Source organism: Aquidulcibacter sp. (assembly GCF_049239865.1).
In the GTDB taxonomy this organism is placed as follows: Bacteria; Pseudomonadota; Alphaproteobacteria; order Caulobacterales; family Aquidulcibacteraceae; genus Aquidulcibacter.
In genome coordinates this window covers 1-23552 of record NZ_JBMLTR010000219.1, presented here as the reverse complement: position 1 = coordinate 23552, position 23552 = coordinate 1, and the positions used below count along the sequence as shown (strand labels likewise).

The following is a 23552-nucleotide window of genomic DNA, read 5'->3' as shown; positions in this document are numbered from 1 at the left end:
GCTTGGCCTGTCACGCAATCGCTTGCGTCACTTGCAACAGCCAGAATTAAAACAAACGTCCACCATTCGGCACTTTTTGGTCGGGCGCAAATAGGACGACTTGGCCATCGGGGTCTGGGAAGCCCAAGGTCAGCACTTCAGACCGGATCGGACCAATCTGACGCGGCGGGAAATTGACAACGGCCGCAACTTGACGACCGACAAGCTCATCAAGGCGATAATGCGTGGTGATTTGGGCGGAGGATTTCTTGATGCCTAAGGTCGGGCCAAAGTCGATCATCAAGATGTAAGCGGGCTTGCGGGCGGCCTCAAACACCTCTGCCGCGACAATCGTGCCGACGCGAATATCGACCGTCAAAAAGTCGTCGAAGGTGATGGGCTCAGCGGCGGGGGCCGAGGGGTCGTGCAAGTGGTGCATGGGCTGGCCTAGATCGAACCCTTTTCTTCAACCACCAAAATTCGGGCGGCCCCGACAGGGCGCGCAATGTGCTCATCGCCCACTTGGGCGACAAAAACATCATTGGGACCAAGGCGTACGGTCTGTTCAACGCCATTGACCTTATAGGACATATCAACCGCGCCATCGACGACCATAAAGACTTCCGCGCCTGTATTGGTGTGCCAGATATAGGGCTTATCGGTCCAATGCAGCCGTACACTCGCCCCAGCAATTTCGGCCAAATCCCGCGCACCCCACGCCCGCTCGGCGGTGAATTGGGTGATGTCCTGATGGATCTCAGCCATGTTGGGTTCCCGCTTCGACAACCGCTTCCAAAAAGGTGGTCAGATCATTGGTCATGTGATGGACATGGTCAGGTGTCTCATCGACAGGCCCTGCAGGCCTTCCATCAAGGGGCTCGTGGCTCCAGTCCTTCCAAGACCAGACGAGGATGGTGGAAAAGCCAAGCTCGTGGGCGGTCAACAAATTGCGCGACAAATCTTCCACCATGACGGCTTTGGTTGGCTCAACCACATGGCGGTCAATCAGAACGTCAAAGGCTTCCCGCTTGGGCTTGGGCACATAGCCTGTCGCTTCAATGTCAAACAGATCGTGGAAAATGTCCTCAAGGCCCAAGGCCTTCAGCGTGCGCTCCGCATGGCCGCGTGAGCCATTGGTGAACACCAGTTTCCGGCCGGGCAAAGCCTCAATCGCGGCGCGCAATTTCGGCGCGGGCACGACGGGGCTGTAGTCGAGGTCATGGACATAATCGAGGAAGGCGCTGGCGGGCATATCATGCTCGCGCATCATGCCATTCAACGTCGTGCCATAAGTCGTATAATAATGCTTCTGCTTGGCCTTGGCTGCATCATAATCGAGACCCAGATAGCGGCCGACAAACTCGGTCATGCGCTCGTCAATTTGGGCAAACAAGTCACATTCAGCGGGATAAAGCGTATTGTCGAGATCAAAGACCCAATCTTCGGCCTCAAAAAGTCGGGTCAGCGGGCGTGTGGTCATGAGCGAATAAGGGTTCCTGAACCGGAGTCAGTGAAAAGTTCGTTGAGGATGGCGTGGGGCGTGCGGCCATCCAAGATGACGACGGCCTCCACACCGGATTCAATCGCCGTGATGGCTGTCTCTAATTTAGGGATCATCCCGCCATTCGCAACGCCCGACGCCATCAAAGCCCGCGCATCGGCAATCGTCATCTCGGGGATCAGATTGCCATTGCCGTCCTTCACCCCTTCAATATCGGTCAACAACAAGAAGCGCTTGGCATGTAGCGAGCCAGCCAAGGCCCCGGCAGCGGTGTCGGCATTGATATTGAAGGTGGCACCAGCCGGGTCCACACCGATGGGGGCCACCACTGGCACATAATCCTGCTCGGCCTTGATCAAGGTCATGACCAATTGCGCATCGACTTCTTTAGGGTCGCCGACAAAGCCCAGATCGACCACTTGTTCGATCCGGCTTTCAGGGTCCTTGCGGGTGCGCACGACTTTTTCGACCGTGAATAGGCGCGCATCCTTGCCCGAGAGGCCAACGCCGCGCACATCGGCTTCGCGGCCTGCTTGGGTGATCAAATGCGCCAATTGCTTATTGACCGCACCCGACAACACCATTTCGGCGATTTCCATCGTGGCGGTATCGGTGACGCGCAGACCGTCGACAAACTCAGACTTTACGCCTGCCCGGTTCAGCATGGCGCTGATCTGTGGCCCACCGCCATGCACGACGACGGGGTGAATGCCGACGAGTTTCAACAAGACCACATCGGCGGCAAAGCGCTGAGCGGTCGCCTCATCGCCCATCGCATGGCCGCCATATTTGATCACCACCGTTTCGCGGTCATAGCGCTGGATAAAGGGTAGCGCCTCGGCCAAGGTTTTAGCGGTTGCAAAAGCGGTCTCAGCTTTGCTGGGGGCGGCAGTGTCGGCAGTCATAGGCGTTAGATTCCCAAAGGGCTCACAGGCAGGGTGATCGCTTTAGCGGGCTACGCCCCTCACGCCAAGCTGTTTGGGCTTTGGTATAAGGGCAAGGGGCAGATTTACCGAAACGTCTTCACCTCAAAGCGCCCTGTATGGGTCGCAATCCCGCGCTTCATGCCTTCGCTGACATAGGGCGTGGAGACATTGCCCATGGCGTCTACGGCAATCAAGCCGCCATCGCCGCCTTGGGTTTCCATATCGGCCAAGGCACCCGCGCAAGCAGACGCCAAGGTTTGCCCGCCATAGCGGACGCGGGCAGAGATGTCGGCAGCAACAGCGGCGCGCATGAAATATTCGCCTTGGCCCGTACAGGAAACGGCCACGCGCTCATCCGCCCAGGTCCCTGCCCCGATCAAGGGCGTATCGCCAACCCGGCCCGGCATTTTGTTCAACAGGCCACCAGTCGAGGTGGCCGCTGCCAGTCGCCCTGCAATATCGCGCGCCACCGCACCCACCGTGCCATGGGCCAGCTCACCGGGCTCCACAGGGCGACGAACAGCTGGGGTGTAATAAGCGGCAGGGTCTTCAATTTCCTCAAGGCCCATGTCGTGGGCGAACGCCTTGGCCCCAGCGCCAACCAGCAGCACATGCGGGGTCTCGTCCATCACCGCGCGCGCGGCCATAATGGGCGAGCGGAAGCCAACCAAAGCCCCAACCGCGCCAGCACGCCTGAGCGCGCCATCCATCACGGCAGCATCCAACTCATACTCACCATTGCCATTAGCCGAGGCACCCTTGCCTGCGACGTGGAAGCCTGAATCCTCCAGTTCTCGCACCATGGAGACCACCACGTCGAGTGCGGACAAGCCTTCTTCCAGCATATCGGCACCGCGTTTGAGAACTTCCGCCATGTGGGCTTCTTCCCGGTCATAGGTGCGACCGCGTGCAGGCCCTGCCCCGCCATGAAGTGCCAATGCCCAAGCCATGAAATGCTCCCTATGCGCTGGGCACCAAAAAGGTCACCCAAGAAAAATGAGAAATGAGACATCCTGCTCTAGTGCGAAGCGTAGCACTTCGCTATGCCTTTCAAAACAGATTGCTCAGGAGACACATCATGAAGGCGCTTTTGTCCAACTCACCCGGTATGCCCGAGACCCTCAGCTTGTCGGAATTGCCCGATCCAGTTGCTGGCAAAGGCGATGTTATTCTCGATGTGAAAGCCGTCGGCATCAATTATCCTGACGTTCTGATCATTCAAGACAAGTATCAGTTCAAGCCAGAGCGCCCGTTTGCACCAGGCGGTGAAGTCTCGGGCGTTGTTTCCGCTGTCGGCGAAGGCGTCACCCACCTCAAAGTCGGTGACCGCGTGATTGGCTCGACCGGTTGGGGCGGCTTGGCAGAAAAGATCGCTTTGCCTGCCGCGCGCTGCATTCCCATCCCCGATACCATGCCGTTTGATGAGGCTGCGGCCTTCATCATGACCTATGGCACCAGCCATTATGGCCTGAAAGATCGTGGCCATCTGAAAGCCGGTGAGACTTTGTTGGTTCTGGGTGCGGCCGGCGGGGTTGGCCTTGCTGCGGTTGAACTCGGCAAAGCCATGGGCGCAAGGGTCATTGCTGCCTGCTCGACGCAAGAAAAAGTCGACGTCTGTCTTGCCCATGGCGCAGATGAAGGCCTTGTCTATCCAACGGGCGAATTTGATGCCGAAGGCAAAAAGGCCTTGGCAGACTTGTTCAAAAAAGCCTGCGGCCCCAATGGCGCAGACGTGATTTATGATGGCGTGGGCGGTGCTTATGCCGAGGCCAGCTTGCGCGCCATTGGCTGGGAAGGCCGTTTCTTGGTCATCGGCTTCCCCGCAGGCATTCCAGCCATTCCGCTGAATCTGACGCTTTTGAAGTCCTGCCAGATTGTCGGCGTTTTCTGGGGCGCATTTACTGCGCGCAACCCGAAAGCGAATCAGGAGAACATCGCTGAACTGATGGCGTTGTATGCAGCGGGAAAAATCAAACCGCACGTCTCTGCACATTTCCCATTGGACAAGGGCGCTGAAGCGATCCGTCATCTTATGGACCGCAAAGCCACTGGAAAGGTTGTTGTGACGTTATGACCGAACAAAAGCCTCCCGGCGCTGTGATTGTAGCCGGGACTTTGCGGGCAAGACGGGGGGTTACCTTACCCGTTTTGGCAGCGATGGCAGCTATGTCGACGGCGTCTCGCGCAGAAGATGGGTGTGAGCTTTATACCTATGCGGTGGATGCCTTCGACCCGATGACGATCCGCGTCTTCGAGATTTGGACGGATATGGCGTCGCTCAAACGCCATCGAGAAGCCAATCATACGAAAATTTGGCGCGGCAAATGGAATGATCTTGGGCTGGGCGATCCCAATCTGACCTCATACGAAATTGATAATAAAGCACCGCTCTAGACGGTGCCTTAAAAACTCAGGGAGTACAGCCATGGTTGGACGCGTAAAAGACAAGGTCATTGTCGTGACGGGGGCTGCCAGTGGCATTGGCCTTGGCACGGTCGAGCGCTTGATTGAGGAAGGTGCCTTTGTTCTGGCTGCCGATATTCAAGATGAAAAAGGCGCCAATCTGGAAGCCCGCTTCAAGGATCGGCTGATCTATCGCCACTGCGATGTCACCGATGAAGCCCAAGTCAAAGCCATTCTCGACGATGCGGCAAGCCATTTTGGTGGCGTGGACGGCCTGTTCAATAATGCAGGCTCAGCCGGGATTATGAGCCCCTTGGAAGAAGTTGAATCCAAAGACTGGAAAGCAATCTTCGACATATTGGTGACCTCGGTCTTTTACGGCACCAAGCACGCCGTGCCGCATCTGGCCAAGCGCGGTGGCGGCTCGATCGTCAACACAGCCTCCATTGCTGGCCTTGAAGCTGGCTGGGGGCCGATTGCTTACTCAACGGCCAAAGCAGCGGTGATTCATTTCAGCAAAGTGGCAGCCGCCCAATTGTGTGCGAAAAACATTCGGGTCAATGCGATTTGCCCCGGCCTGATTGCGACGTCCATATTCGGCACCGCATTGGGTATGCCGCGCGAACAAGCCGATCAACTCGCTGCCCTTATCGCCCATCAAGGCGGCGCGGCCCAACCGATTGGCCGAGCAGGTCAGCCAAACGACATTGCTGAAGCCGTTCTGCTTCTGATGAGTGATGCGGGCAGCTTTATGACGGGCACGCATCTGGTCGTCGATGGCGGCATCACGGTCGGTCCACGCCATGCATGGGACCCTGCCGCCCCGTCCCCCATGGCCTCAATCTTTGGCGACGCTGTGCCGACACCACAGGGCTAGTTCAGGCATTTCATGGATCAGACCGGAAGCCCCGCCCCAAAGAAACCACCACTCTCGCCCAATGGCATTGGTGCGCTCTGGATGTTGGGGTCGGCTGCAGGCTTTTTGGTGATGGCGGTGTTGGCCAAGGGCTTAGGCTCGACCACCAGCGTCGCCATGCTGATCTTCTGGCGCTCACTCGCGGGTGTAGTGGCAGTCTTGCCCTTTGCTTTGATGGCTGGGCCGAAGGTGTGGAAGACCAGCAGACCTGGCAAGCTCTTGCTGCGCTCCAGCTATGGTACAATTGGCTTTTTTGCGGGCTTTTATGCTTTGGTGCATCTGCCGCTGGCGCAAAGTCAGGCTTTGAGCTTTTCGCGCACGCTGTTCATGACCATCCTCGCGGTCGTGATCTTGAAAGAAAAAGTCGCATGGCGACGCTGGACGGCGGTCGGTATCGGCTTCCTTGGTATCTTGATGATGACCAAGCCCGATTTTTCTGCCCATGCGACAGCCATTGATCCGGCAACTTTAGCAGCACTTGTATCCGCGCTTGCCTTCGCCTTTGCCCTCGTCACGGTCAAGGATTTGACCAAGGATCACTCGTCTTTGACCTTGGTGGTCTATGGCAATGTATTCACCACTTTGGCGGGTTTGCCGTTCCTGATTCTCGACCCCGTCTTGCCAGACTTGCAGACCATGGGCCTTTTAATCGCGATGGGTTTTGCAGGCGTTGCCGCCCAATCTTGCTATGTGCGGGCTTTATCGACGGGTGAGGCCTCATTAATGGGCTTGATTGATTATATTCGCCTGCCCTTGGTGGCGGGCGCTGGCGTGATTTTCTTCCACGAGGTCCCCGACACTTTAGCAATGGTGGGGGCCGCGATCGTGATCATCTCCACCATTTACATCACCGTGCGCGATGCCCAAACCAAAACGGCTAAGCCACCTGGCCCGCCACCAGCCTAGCGCCCCACTCGTTTAAGATGCCGAGCGTGATCAACGCTTGGCCGCCATAATAAAGGGTCCAGACCGCAGGGCTCGTGACCCGGTGCCATGGCGAGTCTGGCTTGAGTGCGAACATCTCAAACCCTAAAATCATGTCAGACGTTGCAAACGCGACGACACCAATCACGGCATAGGTCAGATACGGGCTTGTCGGTAGAGCGAGGGCCGAGAAGCACATGCCCAAGATGATCACGAAATAGACGCTCAACGGCCCCTTCATCGGCCCTAAATGCCGCCACAGGACGCCGAACAGCAAACCAGCACTTGTGACCAGCAAAGCTAGGGCGGCCACGACCTGCCAAGCCGCTAAGCCGTGCTTAAAGGCGCCAAATTCCAGAAACAGCGGGATGTAAAAGCCATGCGCAATGGCAAAAGCGACCACCCCCGCCATAAAGCGCTTCTCGCCCGGCCCTGCGAGCAGCAAGTCCCCCACCGCACTGGCCGCTAAGGCAAATAGCAAGAAGCTTGGCCCTTGCGCTTGCCACACCACCAGCGCGAGGCCCGCCACGGCCGCCGTCTTCATAAAGCTTCGCACTGGATTAGGTGCCTGCTTGTTGAAGATGAGGCCATAGAGCGCGGCCGCACTTGCTGACAGCATCCACAGCCACACCATCGGCTCGGCAAAATTAATCAGCATGGCCTAACCCCCTACGCGCAGGGATAGGCCACCGTCGACGCAAAGGCCTTGGCCCGTGATGAATCCAGCGTCAGCGCTCGCTAAAAAGAGCGCGACTTTGGCAATATCGTCTGGCTCGCCTAAACGCCGCAGCACGGCCTTATTGGCCCACGTATCAGCAATTTCGGGGCGCTGGTCCCAAAGACCTTGCGTCATACCAGTGCGAATAGCTCCGGGCAGTAGCCAATTTGCGGTGACACCAAACTTGCCAAGTTCAATCGCCACAGCACGTGTAAAGCCCTGCACACCAGACTTGGAAGCCGAATAAGCGGCGAGCCCCATGCCGCTACCTTCGGCCATGACAGAAGCGGTGTTGACGATTCGGCCAGCAGCACTGGCCTTGAGATCCGGGATAGCTGCGCGTGTCAGGCGGAACATGGCGCGCAAGTTCACATCCAAGGTCTGGTCCCAATCAGCATCGCTCGTCCGCTCCACCAAACTATTGGTCGCAATGCCGGCATTGTTGAACAAGATGTCGACCCCGCCCAAATGATTGCGCGCCGCCGCTAGGATTTGGTCTGGCGCATCCGGATCGGTGACCGATTGGCCATGGGTCACAATGCCAGATCCGTCGAAGGCTTGCGCCAGCTTCTCTCCCGGCAGATCAACCGCTAAAACCGCCGCCCCTTCTTGCGCGAAAAGTTTTGCGGTAGCGAGCCCAATGCCGGAAGCGGCCCCGGTGATAATGGCGCGACGGCCAGCCAATCTTTGGGTCAAAAAAAATCCCTTCTCTGCGTGTGCAAAGAAGGGATAATGGATTAGGGCGCAGTGTCGATGGAAAAAAACTTGTGCGTCGGTTGAACTGCAGTCCGCAGACCCTGGAGGGGGGCTGGGGGGGCTGTTGGGAAACCAGAACCTGCAAGATGTTCTGCTGTCCAACCGACAATGCCCTTATCGACCCCGCTTGTGGCGCGATCTGGGTGCAAATGCGGCGGAACGGGGGCATTGCATTAATTATTTGTCATTTAACATCACCAAAGCATGAAGATGGTTTCCACTTGGTGTTTTACTTCAGTTCAAATGGGCCTAAATAAACGCCATGAAATTCGCAAAAATGAATGGTCTTGGCAATGAGATCGCCGTCTTAGATGCGCGCGACCGTCCAATGACTCTAAATGCCAGCGCGGTTGAAGCTTTAGCGACTGCTGGAAAAGGCATTGGCTTTGACCAATTGATGGTTCTCCGTCCGCCCAAAAATCCGTTGGCAGACGTCTATAGCGAGATTTGGAACGCTGATGGCTCAAAGGTCGCCGCCTGTGGCAACGGCTCCCGCTGTGTTGCTTGGTATATGATGCGCGAGATGGGCCTAGATAATCTGGTCATTGAGACCGAAGCCGGATTGTTAGGGGCCATCCGCGTCGGCCCCAATAGGATCAGCGTGGATATGGGCGAACCCATTTTTGAGTGGGAGCGTATTCCCATGTCGGAACGCATGGACACGATCCGCATCGAACTGCAGGTCGGCCCTATCGACGATCCGATCCTGCATGGACCTGGTGTTGTCAGCATGGGCAATCCGCATTGCGTCTTTTTTGTCCAAGATGCAGAGCTGGCCCCAGTTGAAGCTGTTGGACCGATGATTGAATATCATCCCCTTTTCCCAGAGCGCACCAATGTCGGCTTTGCGGAGATCGTGGCAAGAGACCATATTCGACTGCGGGTTTGGGAACGGGGTGCGGGTCTGACGAAGGCCTGTGGTACGGGCGCCTGTGCGGCCCTAGTCGCTGCTGTTCGGCGCCGCCTATGCGACCGAGTCGCTAACGTCCAAGTTGATGGCGGCATGCTTCAGATCGAATGGCGGGAAAGCGATAATCACGTCATTATGACCGGGGCCGTCGCCCTTGAATCTGAAGGCACTCTAAGCGGAAATTAAGCAGATCGCAGCCTGATAGCTTGACGTGTTGGCCATCAGACCCCAAGCACCCCGCGCAAGCAGGGAGTTTAGACTCATGGCGAATGTGGTGGTTGTCGGGGCCCAATGGGGCGACGAAGGCAAAGGTAAGATTGTTGATTGGTTGAGCGACCGAGCCGATGTGGTGACGCGCTTCCAAGGCGGTCATAATGCCGGCCATACGTTGGTCGTGGGCGACAAGGTCTATAAGCTCTCGCTACTGCCCTCCGGCGTTGTTCAAGGCAAATTGTCGGTGATCGGCAATGGTGTCGTGGTAGACCCGCACGCCCTTCTCGATGAAATCAAGCGCGTGAGCGACCAAGGGGTGGTGATCGACCCGTCCATCCTCGTGCTCGCCGATAATGCGACACTGATCCTCGCCTTGCATCGCGACCTAGATGGCGCGCGCGAAGCCCAAGCTGGCGCGGGTAAGATTGGCACCACGGGCCGCGGCATTGGCCCTGCCTATGAAGATAAGGTCGGTCGTCGCGCTATTCGTGTCGCCGACTTGGCCGATCCTGATGCGCTGGATGCCAAGATCGACCGCCTGCTGGCCCATCACACGGCGCTGCGCAAAGGCCTCGACCTGCCGGAATTGGATGGCGCGGCGATCAAGGCCGAGCTTGTCGGCCTCGCGCCCAAAATCCTGCCCTATGCCCAACCTGTCTGGAAAGTGCTGGAAGAAGCCCGTCGCCGTGGCCGCCGCATTCTGTTTGAGGGCGCGCAAGGTACATTGCTCGACATCGACCATGGCACTTATCCCTATGTGACCTCGTCAAACACGGTTTCAGGCCAAGCCTCAGCGGGCACCGGCATGGGCCCCAATTCCTTGGGCTATGTGCTGGGCATCTGCAAAGCCTATACTACACGCGTCGGCGAAGGCCCCTTCCCGACGGAATTGTTCGACGATGTGGGTAAGCGCATCGGCGAGCGCGGGCATGAGTTCGGCACCGTAACAGGCCGCCCGCGCCGGTGCGGCTGGTTTGACGCGGTGCTGGTGCGCCAAGCAGCGATTGTCGGTGGCATCAGTGGCCTCGCCCTCACCAAGCTCGATGTGCTCGATGGGTTTGAGCAACTCAAAGTCTGCGTCGGCTATCGGATCGGCGACCGCGCCTTGGATTGGTTCCCGGCAGGTCTGAAAGATCAAGCCAGTGTTGAGCCGATCTTTGAATATTTCGACGGTTGGCAAGAAACCACGCGCGGTGCCCGCTCGTGGAAGGACTTGCCCGCAAATGCGATCAAATATGTGCGTCGCATCGAAGAATTGGTGACGCGCCCCGTCGCGCTTTTGTCCACCAGCCCTGAGCGGGACGACACAATCTTGGTGCGTGATCCATTTGAGGGGTAAAATCCATGAGCAAGATCATTTTCAACTGCCCACTTGGTCATTTTGAGCCCGGTACTGTAGAGTTGGATTTGTCGAGCCGGATTAACACCTTTGTTGGCATCAATAATATCGGGAAAAGCAAACTAGTCCGAAACCTAGAAATTTTAGGCAAGAGTGGCTTTAAGCTCTCGTCTGTCGATCATTCAATCGTAGCTTCGGTGCGCTTTGATACTGAATTTGCCCAATGGCTTGCCCCAATGCTTGGCTATTTCCCTGATCAACTCCTCAATGCGCTGCAGTTCCAAAACAGTTCGCTACCGCAAGAGATAAACGCGGAGATTTCTGGAAGAATCAAAAACGGATCAAGCACTTCACTGGAGCGCCTCGGCTATTTGTACGGCACAACCGAAAAGATTATAAAAAACCAATATTTCAAGATAAATTCGTTCGATCAGGCGGTATACATTGCCGCGGAGCGTGATTTTCAAATCGCGCCTCCTTGGTCAGGAAGCCCGAAGCCCCCCTATCAAGAGAATGGTAGCAATATCCAACAAGCTTACGATTTTCTGCATCGGGCAGCGGCAACTGGAAGACAGATAAACCAAACAATCGTTGGGCAATTAAATCAGGTTTTGGCACCAGACTTTGCTTTCACTGAGATTTGGCCAGATACGGCTGAAGGAAGTCCGGTGCTTAAGTTAGGATTAGGTGATGCCAAGTACCGCAGAATTGACGAAATAGGCAGCGGGATAAAGACAGTTCTCCATGCATTACTGGTTTTGAACGCTTACCACGAAATCTGGGAAAATATCCCCTCGTGCATCGTGATCGAAGAAATTGAGAACAATCTTCACCCGCGTGCTATTCGGCGATTAATCGATATTCTTGTTAAAGAAAGCGCTCATGCTGAGACGCGACTGATTTTCGTCACGCATTCACCCGTCGTTATGGAGCATTTGGCGTCAGTGCACGACGCAACGACACACCATGTTTATCGAGAAGGCGCTGCCACTGTTTGCCGTCCAATTCAGCACTTCAAAGACGCTTGTAATGCTCTGACCGATCTTGGTGCGAGGGCAAGCGATTTGTTGCAGGCCAACTTTGTGATTTGGGTCGAAGGTCCAACAGAACAAATCCTCATCCCCTACCTGATTTCAAAATATGCCCAAGACCTTGTTTTTGGAACAGATTACATTGTGGTTCTTTACGGTGGAAACTTGCTTCTTCATTTCTCTGGAGACATGCCTGAGTTGGCCAATTCAGATGAAAGTATGTCAACTGATATTGGGGATCATCGGATCGAAGTCGCTCGTTTGAACCGGAATTTTGCTTTCGTGATGGACAGCGATGGTGAAGTAGAAGGTAAGCCCCCGAAACGAGCTAAAGAAGCTATAAGGCAGGCACAGAATGATGGTCTCGAATTTCCAATTTGGACCACATACTGTCGCGAAATAGAGGGCATTTATCCAATTGAGATATTCACTAAAGTTTACGGACTGCCAAAGAATGCGTCAGCACTCGCAGAGCGAGATCACACATGGGGAGCAAGCGACATTCTGGCTATAGGTTGGGGCGTAGAACGCGGAAAGCCAATCAAGAAGATTGAACTTGCTAAAGAAGCAGTCAATTCAAGAGTCGAACTCACATATCAGGGAGACTTAAAGGCGTTGAATGAAATAATCGATGCAATTCGTCATGCAAAAAGTCGTTAAGATGCAGGATAATCAGGATCAGCCCCCCTCTTCCGACAATACCCCCAACCCGGACTGGGACGACGAGGACGTCGATGATGCCCCGCGCGAGCTAACGCCCGAGGAGCAGGCTCTGCATCAGGAGAATATGGCCAAGCTTGGCCGGATCATGCGGGCCTATGGCATTTTGAAGATTGGCTTAACCGCGCTTTTGATTGCCATTGTGATCAAATTCTTCGGCCGCTAGGCCTTAGCGCCACAGTGCCCGTGGGTCCCGTGTACAACTGACCTGGGTGCCGCCCACATCCAGCGCCAATCGGGTCGCCTTTGGTTCCCCCCACGCATAGCCTTCGGCCCGGTCATCGCCATCCACCAACAGATAGAGCGTCAAGGACGGCCTGTTCTGGCCCACCGGCCATTCCACGTTGCGTAGGCGGAGGCGTATCTTGGCGGGACTGCCGCCGACAAAGTCCGCGCTCGCCATGCCGCCTTGGTCATGCACCACGAGGTCGCTCACGATCGCGCGCTCGGCCCCTTTGGCCACCGAGGCCCAGCAGGTAAATGTCTCGGCGCGCTTCAAGCGGGTTGGCGGTGTATCACTGCCACCAAAGACCCGCACGCCGCGTTCGTCGACGCCAACATCGCGCACTTCCCAGACATTGGCAGAGAGGTCATGCTGCTCGCTGACATTAAGGACCCGCTTGTCGGCATTGGTCACAAGTTTACAGGACGCAGGACGGGTAGCCCCACTAAAGCCTTCCCCGCGCCGGCGCCAAATGATGTCACAACCGGCAATGGGGGTGAAGGCGTCCTTCTTGACTTGATCGGGCTTCAGGCCCGATGACGCATCCGTTTGACGCCACGCCCCTTCTAAGGACTTGCCATCCTTGGGCGCAAAGCCTGTTAGACGGACTGCTCCCAGTTCTTGATCCACACTCAATGTCCAGATGCGCTGGCGCAAAACAGGGCCCGCTTCGCCGCCCTTCCGATATTCAACATAAAAGCTGATAGGCCCGAATTCTGGCGCTTCAATTGGCCTGACGACCGCATGCAGCCGCTCATGGCGCAAAGGAAGGGGCACATTGAGTTCGGGCTCAAAAAAGGTCTGGAGCTCATTATCCCAGCGGCCAGCCAGGAGGTCAGCCAAGTCCAACAGGTCCTTGTTGAGGACTTCCACCATTGCAGGTGCCAAAGGCTTGACCGGAACCGGGACAGGTGGCGGCGCAGATACTTTTATGGGCGTGGTTGTTGCAAGGTCTGGCAAGCCCGCTTGTTCGGCAATCGACTGATTGACCAAGTCGGTCAAAATGCCTTCTGGAGTCATTTCTGGCGGCAACGCCTGGGTGGCCGAAGCCGGTGAAGACAATAGAGGTGCTTTGGGGGCTAACTGCGCCCAGCCCAGATTGGGTGATAGCCAGAAGAGGCCAGCCACAAGCAGGGCGGCTTTCAATTGGCTGTGGCGTGTCGAAATCGGCATGTCCAAACCCTGTTTTCCCCTATAAGGCGAAAGACTATGTCATGATTTTGTCAGGCGCTGCCAGCCCTCGCCCTGCGATACCCGCAGGTTCGCTCATGATGCCAAGGCGGTCGGGATCGCAGAGCGGATGAGCGATGGCGTTGCGCTCGCCGGCGCTGGCGTTAACAGACGGACAAATTCGCTCGCGACCATGGGCTTGCCAAACAGATAGCCCTGCAAGGTATGCACGCCGGCCGCCTTGAGAACTGCATGCTGGGTCGCCGTCTCCACGCCCTCGGCCACCACTTCACGACCCAAAGCTCGGCCGATACTGGAAACGGCTTGGATGATCGCCAAAGCTTCCCGCGAGGTCTTGGGGTCGAGGTCCAGACTGGTCACGAATTCGCGGTCGATCTTGATCTTGTCAAACGGGAAGCGGTGCAATGAGGTCAAGCTGGAATAGCCAACACCGAAGTCATCTAGCGCCAGTTTGCAGCCCATGGATTTGAGTTGTGCAAACAATTGGCGCACGCGATCTGGGTCACCCAAAAACGCCGTCTCGGTCACTTCCAGCACCACACGGGCGGGATTATAGCCGGTCTCAGCGAAGAGTTCTTTCAGATCACCGACGAAGTTTTCATCGATCAGTTCAAGCGGCGACACGTTAAGTGCGATGGGCAGATTGCCCCAATCGGCGGTGTCACTAAACACAGCTTGGCGGACAAAATGGCCAATATGGGCGATGAAGCCAGACTTCTCGGCGATTGGAATGAAGACGTCTGGGCCAACCCGCGCCCGCCCGCCACGATCCCACCGCAACAGCGCTTCAGCGGACACAACCTGATTGCCCGTACGGTCATACAAGGGCTGGTAAACCATGCTGAGAGCACCGGTCTCCAGATCAGCCTCCAACTCATCGCGCAGGGCTTTTTCTTCCGGCGACAGGATTGCGGTATTCATGACTTCAACGACGGATGGTTTCACTTCCGCTTTGATAACGGGTGCGGCTTCAGGCTCCGTCAGGTCGGTTTCCATCAGCTGCGCAAGACGATCGAGAGTCATATGAAGCAGCGCGATAGCGCGCTCAATCTCGGACGGGGCGACAGGCGTGTTGTGGATGCGAACCGCCGCCTCAATCCCACCTGCCAGCTTTGCAACAGCACTCGCCCCAATATTGAGGCTCATGGATTTGAGCGCGTGCGCCGCTTTTGCCAGACGCTCACGGTCACCGGCGTCCAAGGCTTCTTTCAATTCAATCAGGGTGCTGGGGGCGTGGTTGCGATAGAGGCCGACCACACGAACGACGAAATCGCGGCGATGCGTCTTTAAATCGCGCAGGAACGGCAGGATGACGGCGTCGTCAAACAAGCCGCCTTCGCCCGCGCCCCCGGCAGCCTCTGCGGTTGGCTCTACGGTTTGATCGTCAGACCGGGCGTCAATCATTTCGAGCGCTTTGGTTGCCAGATGGGCCGGTAGATTGGCTTGCAGGATTTCACCCAAAGCCACCAAGGTGAAGGGCTTATGCAGCACGCCGTCCATGCCACATTCCGACCAAGCGTTGGCTGCGGTGCCGACAACATGAGCAGTCAGAGCAACGACGGGCAAACGCTTCAAGCCTTCATCGGCCTCGCGCTTACGAATAGCACGCGTGGCTTCATAGCCGTCCATGACAGGCATGGAGCCGTCCATCAGCACCAGATCATAGTCTTTATTAGCCAACACATTCAGCGCATCTTGGCCATCAACAGCCACGTCCGCCTTAATTTCAAAGCGCGACAGCGCTTCTACCGCCACTTCGCGGTTAACTTCACCATCATCGACCACCAACACGCGGGCATCCGGGAAGGCCACCGTGATGGCTTGGTTCGTCAAGCCGCCTTGGCTGATCGCGAAAGTCGTCCCATTGCGCAGCGCTAGGATCAAATGATCTATGTCGGCGTGGCGGATCGGCCGCTGAAGGGCGGCGACCGCTTGACCGGCGCGCACCATGGAATCAGCAGCGGCATCATCGGGGTCGGCGAGCAACACAAGCTTCTTGGGATTGAACCCAGGCGGCAGTTCCGTCCGATTGACCTTATCCGCAATCACCAGATCAGGCTGAAGGGCATCGGTTTGGCCAATGACAGCCCCTGCTGCTGCAAAGCGGCGGCTGATCGCCCATGATTCAACCTGGCCTTCAACAAAAATCTTGACGCAAGACGGCGTGTCGGCCTCTTCCAAATGGGGTGGGGCCGCAAGCACGCGTGCGTCACCGGTCAGGGCTGGCAAGCGCACATGAAAGCTGGTGCCATGGCCTTGCTTACTGGTCGCGCCAATTTGGCCACCCATGGCTTCAACCAAGCGCTTGGAAATAGACAGGCCCAGACCCGTCCCACCAAAGCGGCGCGTCGTTGTTTGGTCTTCCTGTGAGAAGGCCGAAAAGATGCCTGAAATCTTGTCTTCCGCAATCCCGATGCCGGTATCTTGCACGATCATGCGCCAGAACTGGCTATCGGGATCGGGCTCAAGGCGAACCAGCACATGGCCGGTTTCGGTAAACTTCAAAGCGTTGGAAACGAGGTTGGAGATCACTTGGCCCAAACGCACAGAGTCCGCAGGGATCATTTTCGGTGCTTGGGGATGGGCCGAGGCTACCAGTTCCAAACCTTTTTCGCGAGCTTTGGTGTGGAACAAAGCCAAGACATCATCGACCAAGTCCAGCGCATTGATTTCGCAGATCTCAACTTCCAGCTTGCCCGCTTCAATCTTCGAGAAGTCGAGAATATCGTTGATGACGGCCAGCAAGCTGCGTCCAGACTTCACAATGGTGTCGGCATGACGCTTCGCTTTGGCTGGCAAGGATTCCGCCGCCAAAAGTTCTGCCATCACCATCACGCCATTCATTGGCGTGCGGATTTCGTGGCTCATGGTGGCCAAAAAGTCGGACTTGGCGGCATTGGCGCGCTCGGCCGAGTCGCGGGCGACCAGATAGTCACTGGTCCGCGCGGCCACTTCAGCTTCCAGACCACGCATGTGGGCTTCGATACGACGATCCCGCTCGCCAATGGCTTCCAACATGGCGTTGAAGCCGGTCACCAAGGTGCCGACTTCGTCCGTGGTCGTGGCTTCCACCCGCTGCGAGAAGTCACCCTTCTCGCCAATCGCAGCCACCGACTTGGTTAGATCCGTCAAAGGCTCGGTCAGCGCGCGTTGAATCCGCCGTGAAATCCCTAACGACATCAGCAACGCCAGTAAGGCGATGCCCAACACGCTGCCGATGGAGCGCAGCAATGGCGTCAAGAAGTCATTGGCCATATGGACGACCACGACACGCCCGAGTACCTGCCCACCCAATTCGATCGGCGAGACAACTTCCACCGATTTGGTGGTGATCAGCGCCACAAGGTTCGGGTTGGCGCTTTCACTGTCCAAGCGCACGTCATTGCGCAACCGCGTGCCAGAGCCGTTTTCAGCCAAGGACATGCCATTGGCCATCTCCACCCGCGCATAGACGATCCCTGGGCTGCGTGAGATGGCGCGAATAGCGATGAAGGCACGTTGGCGATCTTGGGCTTGCACCGCTTCCGCCGCGCTACTCGCCAGAACTTGCGCTGCAGTCCGCATTTCAGACCAGCGCGCCTCCGCGTGGCGCGTCATGTCCTGATAGGCAAAAATCATTGTGACCGGCACAACCGAGAAGATCACCGAGCCCAACACAAGCGCCGCCAGCCGTGACCGGATGGAGCTCGGCTTTTTAGCCTTTTGGACTTTCTGTTTAGGAGGCTTCGTCTGAGATTTCACCTGATCAAACCTGGGAACTTGCATCGTACACACTCGGTAGCGCGGACACATTAAGTGCGGGTTAAGCCAACAGAATTTGGCCACTGCTGAACTGGGCGGTAGTGCTGCAACGCGACAACTTGGCTTGACGGGCGGTTAACAGATTTAAGCTACAGACTGCACGTAACAGGAGTTAGATAGACGTGCATAACGCCGTTTCCATCCATCATTATGGGCGCGCTGAAATCGCGATTGCCTGTCGTTCTGCTAAGGCCGCTCCCGATGAGTGACTTAAGCCTGACGGCCACATCTCAATTCGTGCCAACCGACTATGCGCGGATCTTGGTGGTTGATGATGATCCCATTCTGCGTGAATTTGCCGGCGTCTATCTGACCAGCCCTACGATGGAAGTTGAAGTCGCAGAAGATGGCCAGGCCGCGTTAGCGCGCTTGAAAAAGGGCGGGATCGACATTGCTTTGGTCGATCTGGAAATGCCCGTTATGGACGGCTTTGAACTGATCGCCGCAGTGCGTGCCGAACCCAGCCTTGAAGATCTGCCCATCGTCGTGATCACCGGTCGCGAAGATATGGAAGCAATCGACCGCGCCTATGGTACCGGAGCAACATCGTTTGCGATCAAGCCGCTGAACTGGCGCTTGGTCAGCCACCAATTGGCCTATGTGCTGCGCAATAGCCGCGCCGATGCCAAACAGCGCCAAGGTCGGCGCTTGGCAGAACAGGCCGATGGTTTGAAAACCAACATCCTGCGTTTGATGCGGCATGAGTTTAACACACCCTTCAATGTGATCTTGGGCTTTGGTCGCCTGATTGAGGGCCATAGCGACAATGCAGCCATTCAAGGCCATGCCCGTCAGATTTTGATGGCCGCTGAAAAGTTCAAGCGGATGCATGATCAATTGATGGAATCGGCGCGTATCTTATCTGGAGATATTGAAGTCACGAAAAAGGTATTTTCGGTTGCCGATCTGATAAAGGCCGCAGCGCGCGAGGCATTGCGCGGGGGTGGTAAGTCAACAGATCTGAAACTGGCCGATCGGACTGGCAATACCGAAATCACGGGTGATTATGATTTGTTGCTGACGGCTTTGCGCAATCTGATTGAAAACGCCTTTGCCCATGGCCAAGCCCCAATTCATGTGACAGGCCAGCGGACGGCCAACGGCCGGGTGGCGATCCGCGTCTCAGATGCCGGCCAAGGCATGGATCAAACCAGCTTTGCACTCGCGATCCAAGCCTTCAAACAAGGCAATAGCGCCCTGCAGCGTACCGAAGATGGCTTAGGTTTGGGCTTAGCCACAGCGGTTGGCAGCTTGAAAGCTGTTGGTGGTGAAATACATCTTGTCAGCGGCGAAGATGTCGGCTTTGGTATTGAGATGGAGTTTCCACTAGAATTGTCCTAATTCAAAGCCGGACATTTGAGTGCACTGAAAATACGCATGAATCATGGTAATTGATTACTTACGAACGTTAATTAGATCATAACGTCCAATTTAATCACCCCTTTAGCTTGTAGGTCTATAGAATGCCTTTCGGCAGTAGGCGTAAAAACATGTTTTACCGTTCAAACTCAAAGCGTTCTCGACGGGGCAACATTACGATGGTCAGTGCATTGGCGCTGGTGCCATTGAGTTATGCGGTCTTGTGTGGTGTCGAGATTGCCGGAATCTCGAAAGGACGAGCCAACTTGCAAGCGGCTGCGGATGCGGGTGCTTTGGCTGGCGCGGGTGAGTTAAGCGTTTCCACCCGTGGCGATGACGGGATCCGCAGCACAGCGATCGCCCTTGCCAATAGTGCGCTCAGCGGCCTGACAGATACAACCACGCCCAGTTTCACCGTCGACATCAATCGCAATGCCGGGACTGTCACCGTTACCGCGCGTGCGCAGTTTCAGTCGATGTTCTCAGGTCTCGTAACAAACAAGACGCCGCTGGAAGTCACTTCGACCGCCGAAACCTTAAGCAAGACGCCACTATGTGTGCTGCAGATCGACCAAACTGCCACGATTGGTGCGAATGTCATGGATCGTTCGATCATTCGGGCCCCTGGCTGCTTAGTCCAATCCAATTCCGGAATCTCCGTTATCAATTCGGCCCGCATTGAGGCCGGTGTCGTGCAGGCGGTGAAATCCGCAACTGGTATGATTTCGCCTGCCGCCAGCGTGGGTGCTTTGCCGATTGAGGATCCGTTTAAGGACCTCAACCTTGCCCCTCCCTCGGGTTGTTCCACGACAGCGGAAAGCATCCAATATAGCGGGAGCGAGACCGTCAGCCTGCCACCGGGCGTGCATTGCGAGCAGATTTCGATCAATGGCAATGCCACCATGATCTTGGAACCCGGCGAGCATTATTTCAAAGGCGAGATGGAATTTAATGGCAATGCGACGCTGAAAGGCGATGACGTTGTTCTGATCTTTGATACCAATCGCGCCTTTTCCTTTGGCCAAAACTCTACTGTGAACCTGACCGCCCGAAAAACAGGGCCGCTGGCAGGTTTCTTGATTGCGACTGGCCGCACCAATACCAAACGCTTCACGATTTCGTCGAACCGTGTTCGGGAATTGCTCGGCACCATCTATATGCCCGGCAGCGACCTTTACATTTCGGCGGCCGGCAATGTGGCGCAAGACTCGGCTTGGAGCGTCATTGTGGCCAAATCGCTTACTTTGGACAAAAATCCAGTTTTGGTGATTAACAAGAATTATGTCGGCTCAGGCGTCCCGGTACCTGAAGGGGTTGGCCCATCCTCTGGCTCGCCACGCCTCGCCCGCTAATCAGCCGAAGTTCTGTGCCGTCGCCATGGCACCCATCCGACCAGAAATGGCGTGAAACTCCGCGACTGTCTCTTCGATAATGGCGCGGGCGGACTTAATCTCATCGATGAGACCCGAGGTTTGGCCAGCCAAGCCCACAGCGGCTTCCATGTCGCCACCAAAATAGAGGTCGAGAATACCTTTAAACGTATCGGGCGGCATGACACCTGCCTCATAGATGGCCGCCGTGCGCTCGGTCTTCAGCGCGCGAATACAAGGGCTTGCCTTCTTATTGAGGACAAAGGTCCCCGTTTCTTTGGCATCGAGTATGGCTTGTTTATAATTGTGATGGACTGGGCTTTCCGCGCAACTGACAAAACGGGTGCCCATTTGGATCGCTTCCGCCCCTAAGGCGAAGGCGGCTGCCATGCCTTTGCCGTCACAAATGCCGCCTGCCGCCACCAAGGGCACATCGGTCACCCGACGGATCGCCTGCAACAAGACCAGGGTGGAGACTTCTTCGGGGTTCTTAAAGCCCCCGCCCTCCGCGCCTTCGACCACCAGACCATCAATGCCCGCTTCCACGCATTTCAGGGCCGCATCGACCGTTGGTACGGCGTGATAGACGACGATCCCAGCAGCCTTTAAAGGCGCAATGAACTTAGCTGGGCTGCCCGCGGAAGTGGTCACAAACTTGACGCCAGACTCGCAGATGAATTGCAAAATCGCATCATTTTTCAAAAACATGATCGGAAGATTGACGCCAAAAGGGGCCGACGTCAGCGTCTTCATTTTGAGAATTTCCGCTTGGCAATTCTCCGTCTCGCCAGAAGAAGTTTCAATCACACCCAGCCCACCCGCTTCACAAACGGCGGACGCCAATTGCGAGCGGGCGATCCAGCCCATAGGTGCTTGGACGATGGGGTATTTCGCGCCGGTATGGGCCAAGAAGCGGTTCATAGCGATTTCCTTCCTTTGATTTTTTAGCGGCCGGGCCGATAGCTGCGCTCAATTTGGCCAGCAAGGTCGGTACGGTTAAACAGAACGGGCTTTGTCTTCATCTCAACAAAGAGTTTGCCCTGATCGGCATAATGGGGCGAGGTTTTGTCCAGAGTGGCGGAGCCATATTGATGCACACTGCTCGACGATAATTTGCCCGCTTTGTCCCAACTGACGAACATGATGAAGGTATCACCACCATTGGCCGTCAGCGTCCCATCTTTCTGGGTTGCGCCATAGACAGCACGATAGACATCCGGCCCACCGTCCACGGGTAAGTCCAGCGTGCCGCGTCGATAGCGATTGACCTCGCCCCAGGTGGGGTCAAGCCGCCCGAAATGGGTCTTGAGTTGGGTGATGGCGGCATCCAAGGCAGGGCGCAGAGGCGGCAAAGCCTCGCCATTTTCTGCGGCGCGCCCAATGGGTTGGCCCATCAGGACAGCCAAAGCCGCCCCACGGTTGGCACGGTCGGTGCGACGATCCCACGCTTTCAGCACTTTCTGAGCTTCGGCTAAGTCTGGATTGCCCGTGGCGTCATAGGTCAAGGCCTCGCGGATCAGGCCAGCCAAAATACCCTTCTCGCTATAACCAAGATCATATTTATAGGCCTCAAACTCTTCGGCAGAGATGGAAGGGTCCAAAGCATAGGTTTCCAGCACGCGGTAAGCGCGATTGGTCATATTGGTCTGTAGGCCCAAATGCGCGCCGAGGCTTTCCGAGCGGATATTGTCTGGGCCGTCAGTTGCCACCAATGGACTATTATTGGAGTTGAAGACCAAGCCCGATTGCGGGTTCCAAAGCTGGGGCAGCTTGTCGAATGCCACGCGGCCCTGCCACAAAAGGTCGCTGCGATCACCGGGCAACGTGCCCAGCCAATCCACGCCATCCTTGCGGATCGGGAATTGACCATTGGACAGATAGCCGACATTGCCCGCCTCATCAGCATAGATGAAATTGATGCTGGGCAGCGCCTGCATCGCCATGGCGGCGCGCCACTCGGCTAGGTTCTTGGCTTTATTGATCGCCATATATTGGTTGGGCTGGCGGAGTTCGCCTTGCCCGGCATAGCTGACAGCAAAAATACCGTGATCGGTCTCCAAGGCAGGGCCATGCACGGACCATAGAAGATCGCGCTTCACGGTCCATAGGATCGGACCCCAGATTTTCACGCGGAAGGTTGCAACCTTCTTTTCAAACTTCACCCATTTGCCGTCCAAGAGATACTGATCAGGCTTTTTCGGGTCAGTGGTCAGGCGGTAGACGTCTGCCAGATCGGGCTTATTGACCGTGCTGGCCCAACCCAGATGCGCGTTATGGCCGTGCAGCATGAAGGGGGAGCCGGGGAAAAAGCCGCCAGCGACATGCCAACCTTCGCCACTGTCCAGCACAGCCTCATACCATGCCACCATGCCATCATAGGGCTGATGCGAATTGACCAGAAGGCGGGTCGCGCCATCGGTGGAGCGCTTGGGCGCAATCGCAATCCCGTTAGAGCCTTTGGGCGGGGCTTTATCCGGCCCGGTCGCAGGCTCTAGGATCGACTTGAAGACCTTATCTAGCCCATAGAAAAACGGCCCCCGAAACACGGTGCCAGCCGCCACATCCTTACCGGACAGGGGCAAAAGCCCACTCGGCACTTTGGTTGGGTTTTGCGCGGCATATAAATTGACGCCATCGGCATAGGCTTGCATGATGGCGCGGGCTTCTGGCGTAACTTCGCGCTCATAGCCTGCATTCACGCTGTCCCAGACTTTCAGCAATTGTACCAGATAATCGCCAATGGCGGCATCCTTGCCCTTGGTTTCACTCATGGTGCCGCGCGTGGTCAGGACGGCTTCGGTGATCGTAGCAAAATCATCTTCGGAATGCGCATAGCCCATGCCAAAGGCGACATCGACGTCGCGCGGTCCTGAAATATGGGGCACGCCAAACTTATCGCGCTCGATTAGCGCATCATAGGTCTTGGCCTTTTCAAGATAGGGCGCTGGATTGATGACCTCAGGGAATAGGGCCAGTCGAACACCAGCTGCATAAGCCCCCGCACCCAAAATAAGGATCAATAGACCAGCCACTAGGCCGATCTTGCCACGTCTTTGCATGATGTTGCCCCCTTGAGCGCTTATGAAACTGCACTCTTGACCCATCTTGGTAACGCAATTGCGAGCAATGTCTACGGGGGTGAGAGAAGGGTCCAGCTCTGGCCTGCGATTTTCCGCGACAAGTCCGTCGGGGTGCGTTAGCAAAGGTCAAAATCATCATTTGCGGAGAAAACACCATGAGCGACACCCAACTGCACGGCCTTGAATTGCGGT

The 23552-nt window shown here is 56.3% G+C and carries 21 protein-coding genes; 10 read left to right on the top strand and 11 right to left on the bottom strand.

What is annotated here, in order from left to right; translation table 11 throughout:
• Window positions 1-46 precede the first annotated feature (46 nt).
• From ACOVRA_RS15600 to ACOVRA_RS15580, 5 genes are all read right to left on the bottom strand, one after another.
• Window positions 47-418 carry a tRNA-binding protein gene (locus ACOVRA_RS15600; RefSeq protein ID WP_421721099.1) on the bottom strand — a complete coding sequence of 124 codons (372 nt, stop codon included), beginning with the start codon at window positions 416-418 and terminating at the stop codon, window positions 47-49.
• Between the two features lie 8 nt (window positions 419-426).
• Window positions 427-744, bottom strand: a complete 318-nt coding sequence (locus ACOVRA_RS15595) for a cupin (RefSeq protein ID WP_421721098.1) — start codon at window positions 742-744, stop codon at window positions 427-429.
• The gene (locus ACOVRA_RS15590; RefSeq protein WP_421721097.1) at window positions 737-1459 is read right to left on the bottom strand and encodes a pyrimidine 5'-nucleotidase; all 723 of its coding nucleotides are present in this window, start codon (window positions 1457-1459) and stop codon (window positions 737-739) included. The genes ACOVRA_RS15595 and ACOVRA_RS15590 overlap by 8 nt, the downstream gene beginning before the upstream one ends.
• Window positions 1456-2385: an acetylglutamate kinase gene (gene argB, locus ACOVRA_RS15585; protein ID WP_421721096.1), complete on the bottom strand. Its 930-nt coding sequence runs from the start codon at window positions 2383-2385 to the stop codon at window positions 1456-1458. The genes ACOVRA_RS15590 and argB overlap by 4 nt, the downstream gene beginning before the upstream one ends.
• Window positions 2386-2489: 104 nt before the next feature.
• Window positions 2490-3356 (bottom strand): isoaspartyl peptidase/L-asparaginase family protein, encoded by an 867-nt coding sequence (locus ACOVRA_RS15580; RefSeq protein WP_298230942.1) that lies wholly within the window; start codon window positions 3354-3356, stop codon window positions 2490-2492.
• Between the two features lie 128 nt (window positions 3357-3484).
• Between ACOVRA_RS15580 and ACOVRA_RS15575 the strand changes: the two genes are divergently transcribed.
• Genes ACOVRA_RS15575 through ACOVRA_RS15560 form a run of 4 tightly spaced genes read left to right on the top strand, consistent with a single transcriptional unit; the run spans window position 3485 to window position 6631 of the window.
• A complete protein-coding gene (locus ACOVRA_RS15575; protein ID WP_421721095.1) occupies window positions 3485-4480 on the top strand; it encodes an NADPH:quinone oxidoreductase family protein in 996 nt (331 codons plus the stop codon).
• On the top strand, window positions 4477-4800 hold the full coding sequence (locus tag ACOVRA_RS15570; protein ID WP_421721094.1) for a putative quinol monooxygenase: 324 nt from the start codon (window positions 4477-4479) through the stop codon (window positions 4798-4800). The genes ACOVRA_RS15575 and ACOVRA_RS15570 overlap by 4 nt, the downstream gene beginning before the upstream one ends.
• Before the next feature lie 31 nt (window positions 4801-4831).
• The gene (locus ACOVRA_RS15565) at window positions 4832-5686 is read left to right on the top strand and encodes an SDR family NAD(P)-dependent oxidoreductase (protein WP_421721093.1); all 855 of its coding nucleotides are present in this window, start codon (window positions 4832-4834) and stop codon (window positions 5684-5686) included.
• A 12-nt stretch (window positions 5687-5698) separates the two neighbouring features.
• Window positions 5699-6631, top strand: a complete 933-nt coding sequence (locus tag ACOVRA_RS15560) for a DMT family transporter (RefSeq protein WP_421721092.1) — start codon at window positions 5699-5701, stop codon at window positions 6629-6631.
• Here the strand turns inward: ACOVRA_RS15560 and ACOVRA_RS15555 are convergent.
• Window positions 6603-7307 (bottom strand): lysoplasmalogenase, encoded by a 705-nt coding sequence (locus ACOVRA_RS15555; RefSeq protein ID WP_421721091.1) that lies wholly within the window; start codon window positions 7305-7307, stop codon window positions 6603-6605. The two genes, ACOVRA_RS15560 and ACOVRA_RS15555, sit on opposite strands and share 29 nt — an antisense overlap.
• 3 nt (window positions 7308-7310) lie before the next feature.
• A complete protein-coding gene (locus tag ACOVRA_RS15550; protein WP_421721090.1) occupies window positions 7311-8063 on the bottom strand; it encodes an SDR family NAD(P)-dependent oxidoreductase in 753 nt (250 codons plus the stop codon).
• A gap of 322 nt (window positions 8064-8385) precedes the next feature.
• Between ACOVRA_RS15550 and dapF the strand changes: the two genes are divergently transcribed.
• The 4 genes from dapF to ACOVRA_RS15530 all read left to right on the top strand — a co-directional run bounded on the left by dapF (window position 8386) and on the right by ACOVRA_RS15530 (window position 12502).
• Window positions 8386-9219 (top strand): diaminopimelate epimerase, encoded by an 834-nt coding sequence (gene dapF, locus ACOVRA_RS15545; protein WP_421721089.1) that lies wholly within the window; start codon window positions 8386-8388, stop codon window positions 9217-9219.
• 76 nt (window positions 9220-9295) lie between these two features.
• Entirely contained in the window at window positions 9296-10585 is a 1290-nt protein-coding gene (locus ACOVRA_RS15540; RefSeq protein WP_421721088.1) for an adenylosuccinate synthase, read from the top strand.
• Window positions 10586-10590: 5 nt separating this feature from the next.
• On the top strand, window positions 10591-12276 hold the full coding sequence (locus tag ACOVRA_RS15535; protein WP_421721087.1) for an ATP-dependent nuclease: 1686 nt from the start codon (window positions 10591-10593) through the stop codon (window positions 12274-12276).
• The gene (locus ACOVRA_RS15530) at window positions 12260-12502 is read left to right on the top strand and encodes a hypothetical protein (protein WP_421721086.1); all 243 of its coding nucleotides are present in this window, start codon (window positions 12260-12262) and stop codon (window positions 12500-12502) included. Before ACOVRA_RS15535 ends, ACOVRA_RS15530 begins: the two co-directional genes overlap by 17 nt.
• A 3-nt stretch (window positions 12503-12505) precedes the next feature.
• On the opposite strand, the gene ACOVRA_RS15525 is transcribed toward ACOVRA_RS15530, so the two are convergent.
• Both ACOVRA_RS15525 and ACOVRA_RS15520 read right to left on the bottom strand, forming a co-directional pair.
• A complete protein-coding gene (locus tag ACOVRA_RS15525) occupies window positions 12506-13732 on the bottom strand; it encodes a chromophore lyase CpcT/CpeT (RefSeq protein ID WP_421721085.1) in 1227 nt (408 codons plus the stop codon).
• 93 nt (window positions 13733-13825) lie between these two features.
• A complete protein-coding gene (locus ACOVRA_RS15520) occupies window positions 13826-17491 on the bottom strand; it encodes an EAL domain-containing protein (protein WP_421721084.1) in 3666 nt (1221 codons plus the stop codon).
• A gap of 261 nt (window positions 17492-17752) precedes the next feature.
• Here ACOVRA_RS15520 and ACOVRA_RS15515 point away from each other — a divergent pair, with 261 nt between their 5' ends.
• Together ACOVRA_RS15515 and ACOVRA_RS15510 are read left to right on the top strand one after the other, a co-directional pair.
• Window positions 17753-18892 carry a hybrid sensor histidine kinase/response regulator gene (locus tag ACOVRA_RS15515; RefSeq protein WP_421721083.1) on the top strand — a complete coding sequence of 380 codons (1140 nt, stop codon included), beginning with the start codon at window positions 17753-17755 and terminating at the stop codon, window positions 18890-18892.
• Window positions 18893-19041: 149 nt separating this feature from the next.
• On the top strand, window positions 19042-20262 hold the full coding sequence (locus ACOVRA_RS15510) for a pilus assembly protein TadG-related protein (RefSeq protein WP_421721082.1): 1221 nt from the start codon (window positions 19042-19044) through the stop codon (window positions 20260-20262).
• Here ACOVRA_RS15510 and ACOVRA_RS15505 read toward each other — a convergent pair whose 3' ends face one another.
• Together ACOVRA_RS15505 and ACOVRA_RS15500 are read right to left on the bottom strand one after the other, a co-directional pair.
• Window positions 20263-21201, bottom strand: a complete 939-nt coding sequence (locus ACOVRA_RS15505) for an NAD(P)H-dependent flavin oxidoreductase (RefSeq protein ID WP_421721081.1) — start codon at window positions 21199-21201, stop codon at window positions 20263-20265.
• 23 nt (window positions 21202-21224) lie between these two features.
• Window positions 21225-23339: an acylase gene (locus ACOVRA_RS15500; protein ID WP_421721080.1), complete on the bottom strand. Its 2115-nt coding sequence runs from the start codon at window positions 23337-23339 to the stop codon at window positions 21225-21227.
• Between the last annotated feature and the right edge of the window lie 213 nt (window positions 23340-23552).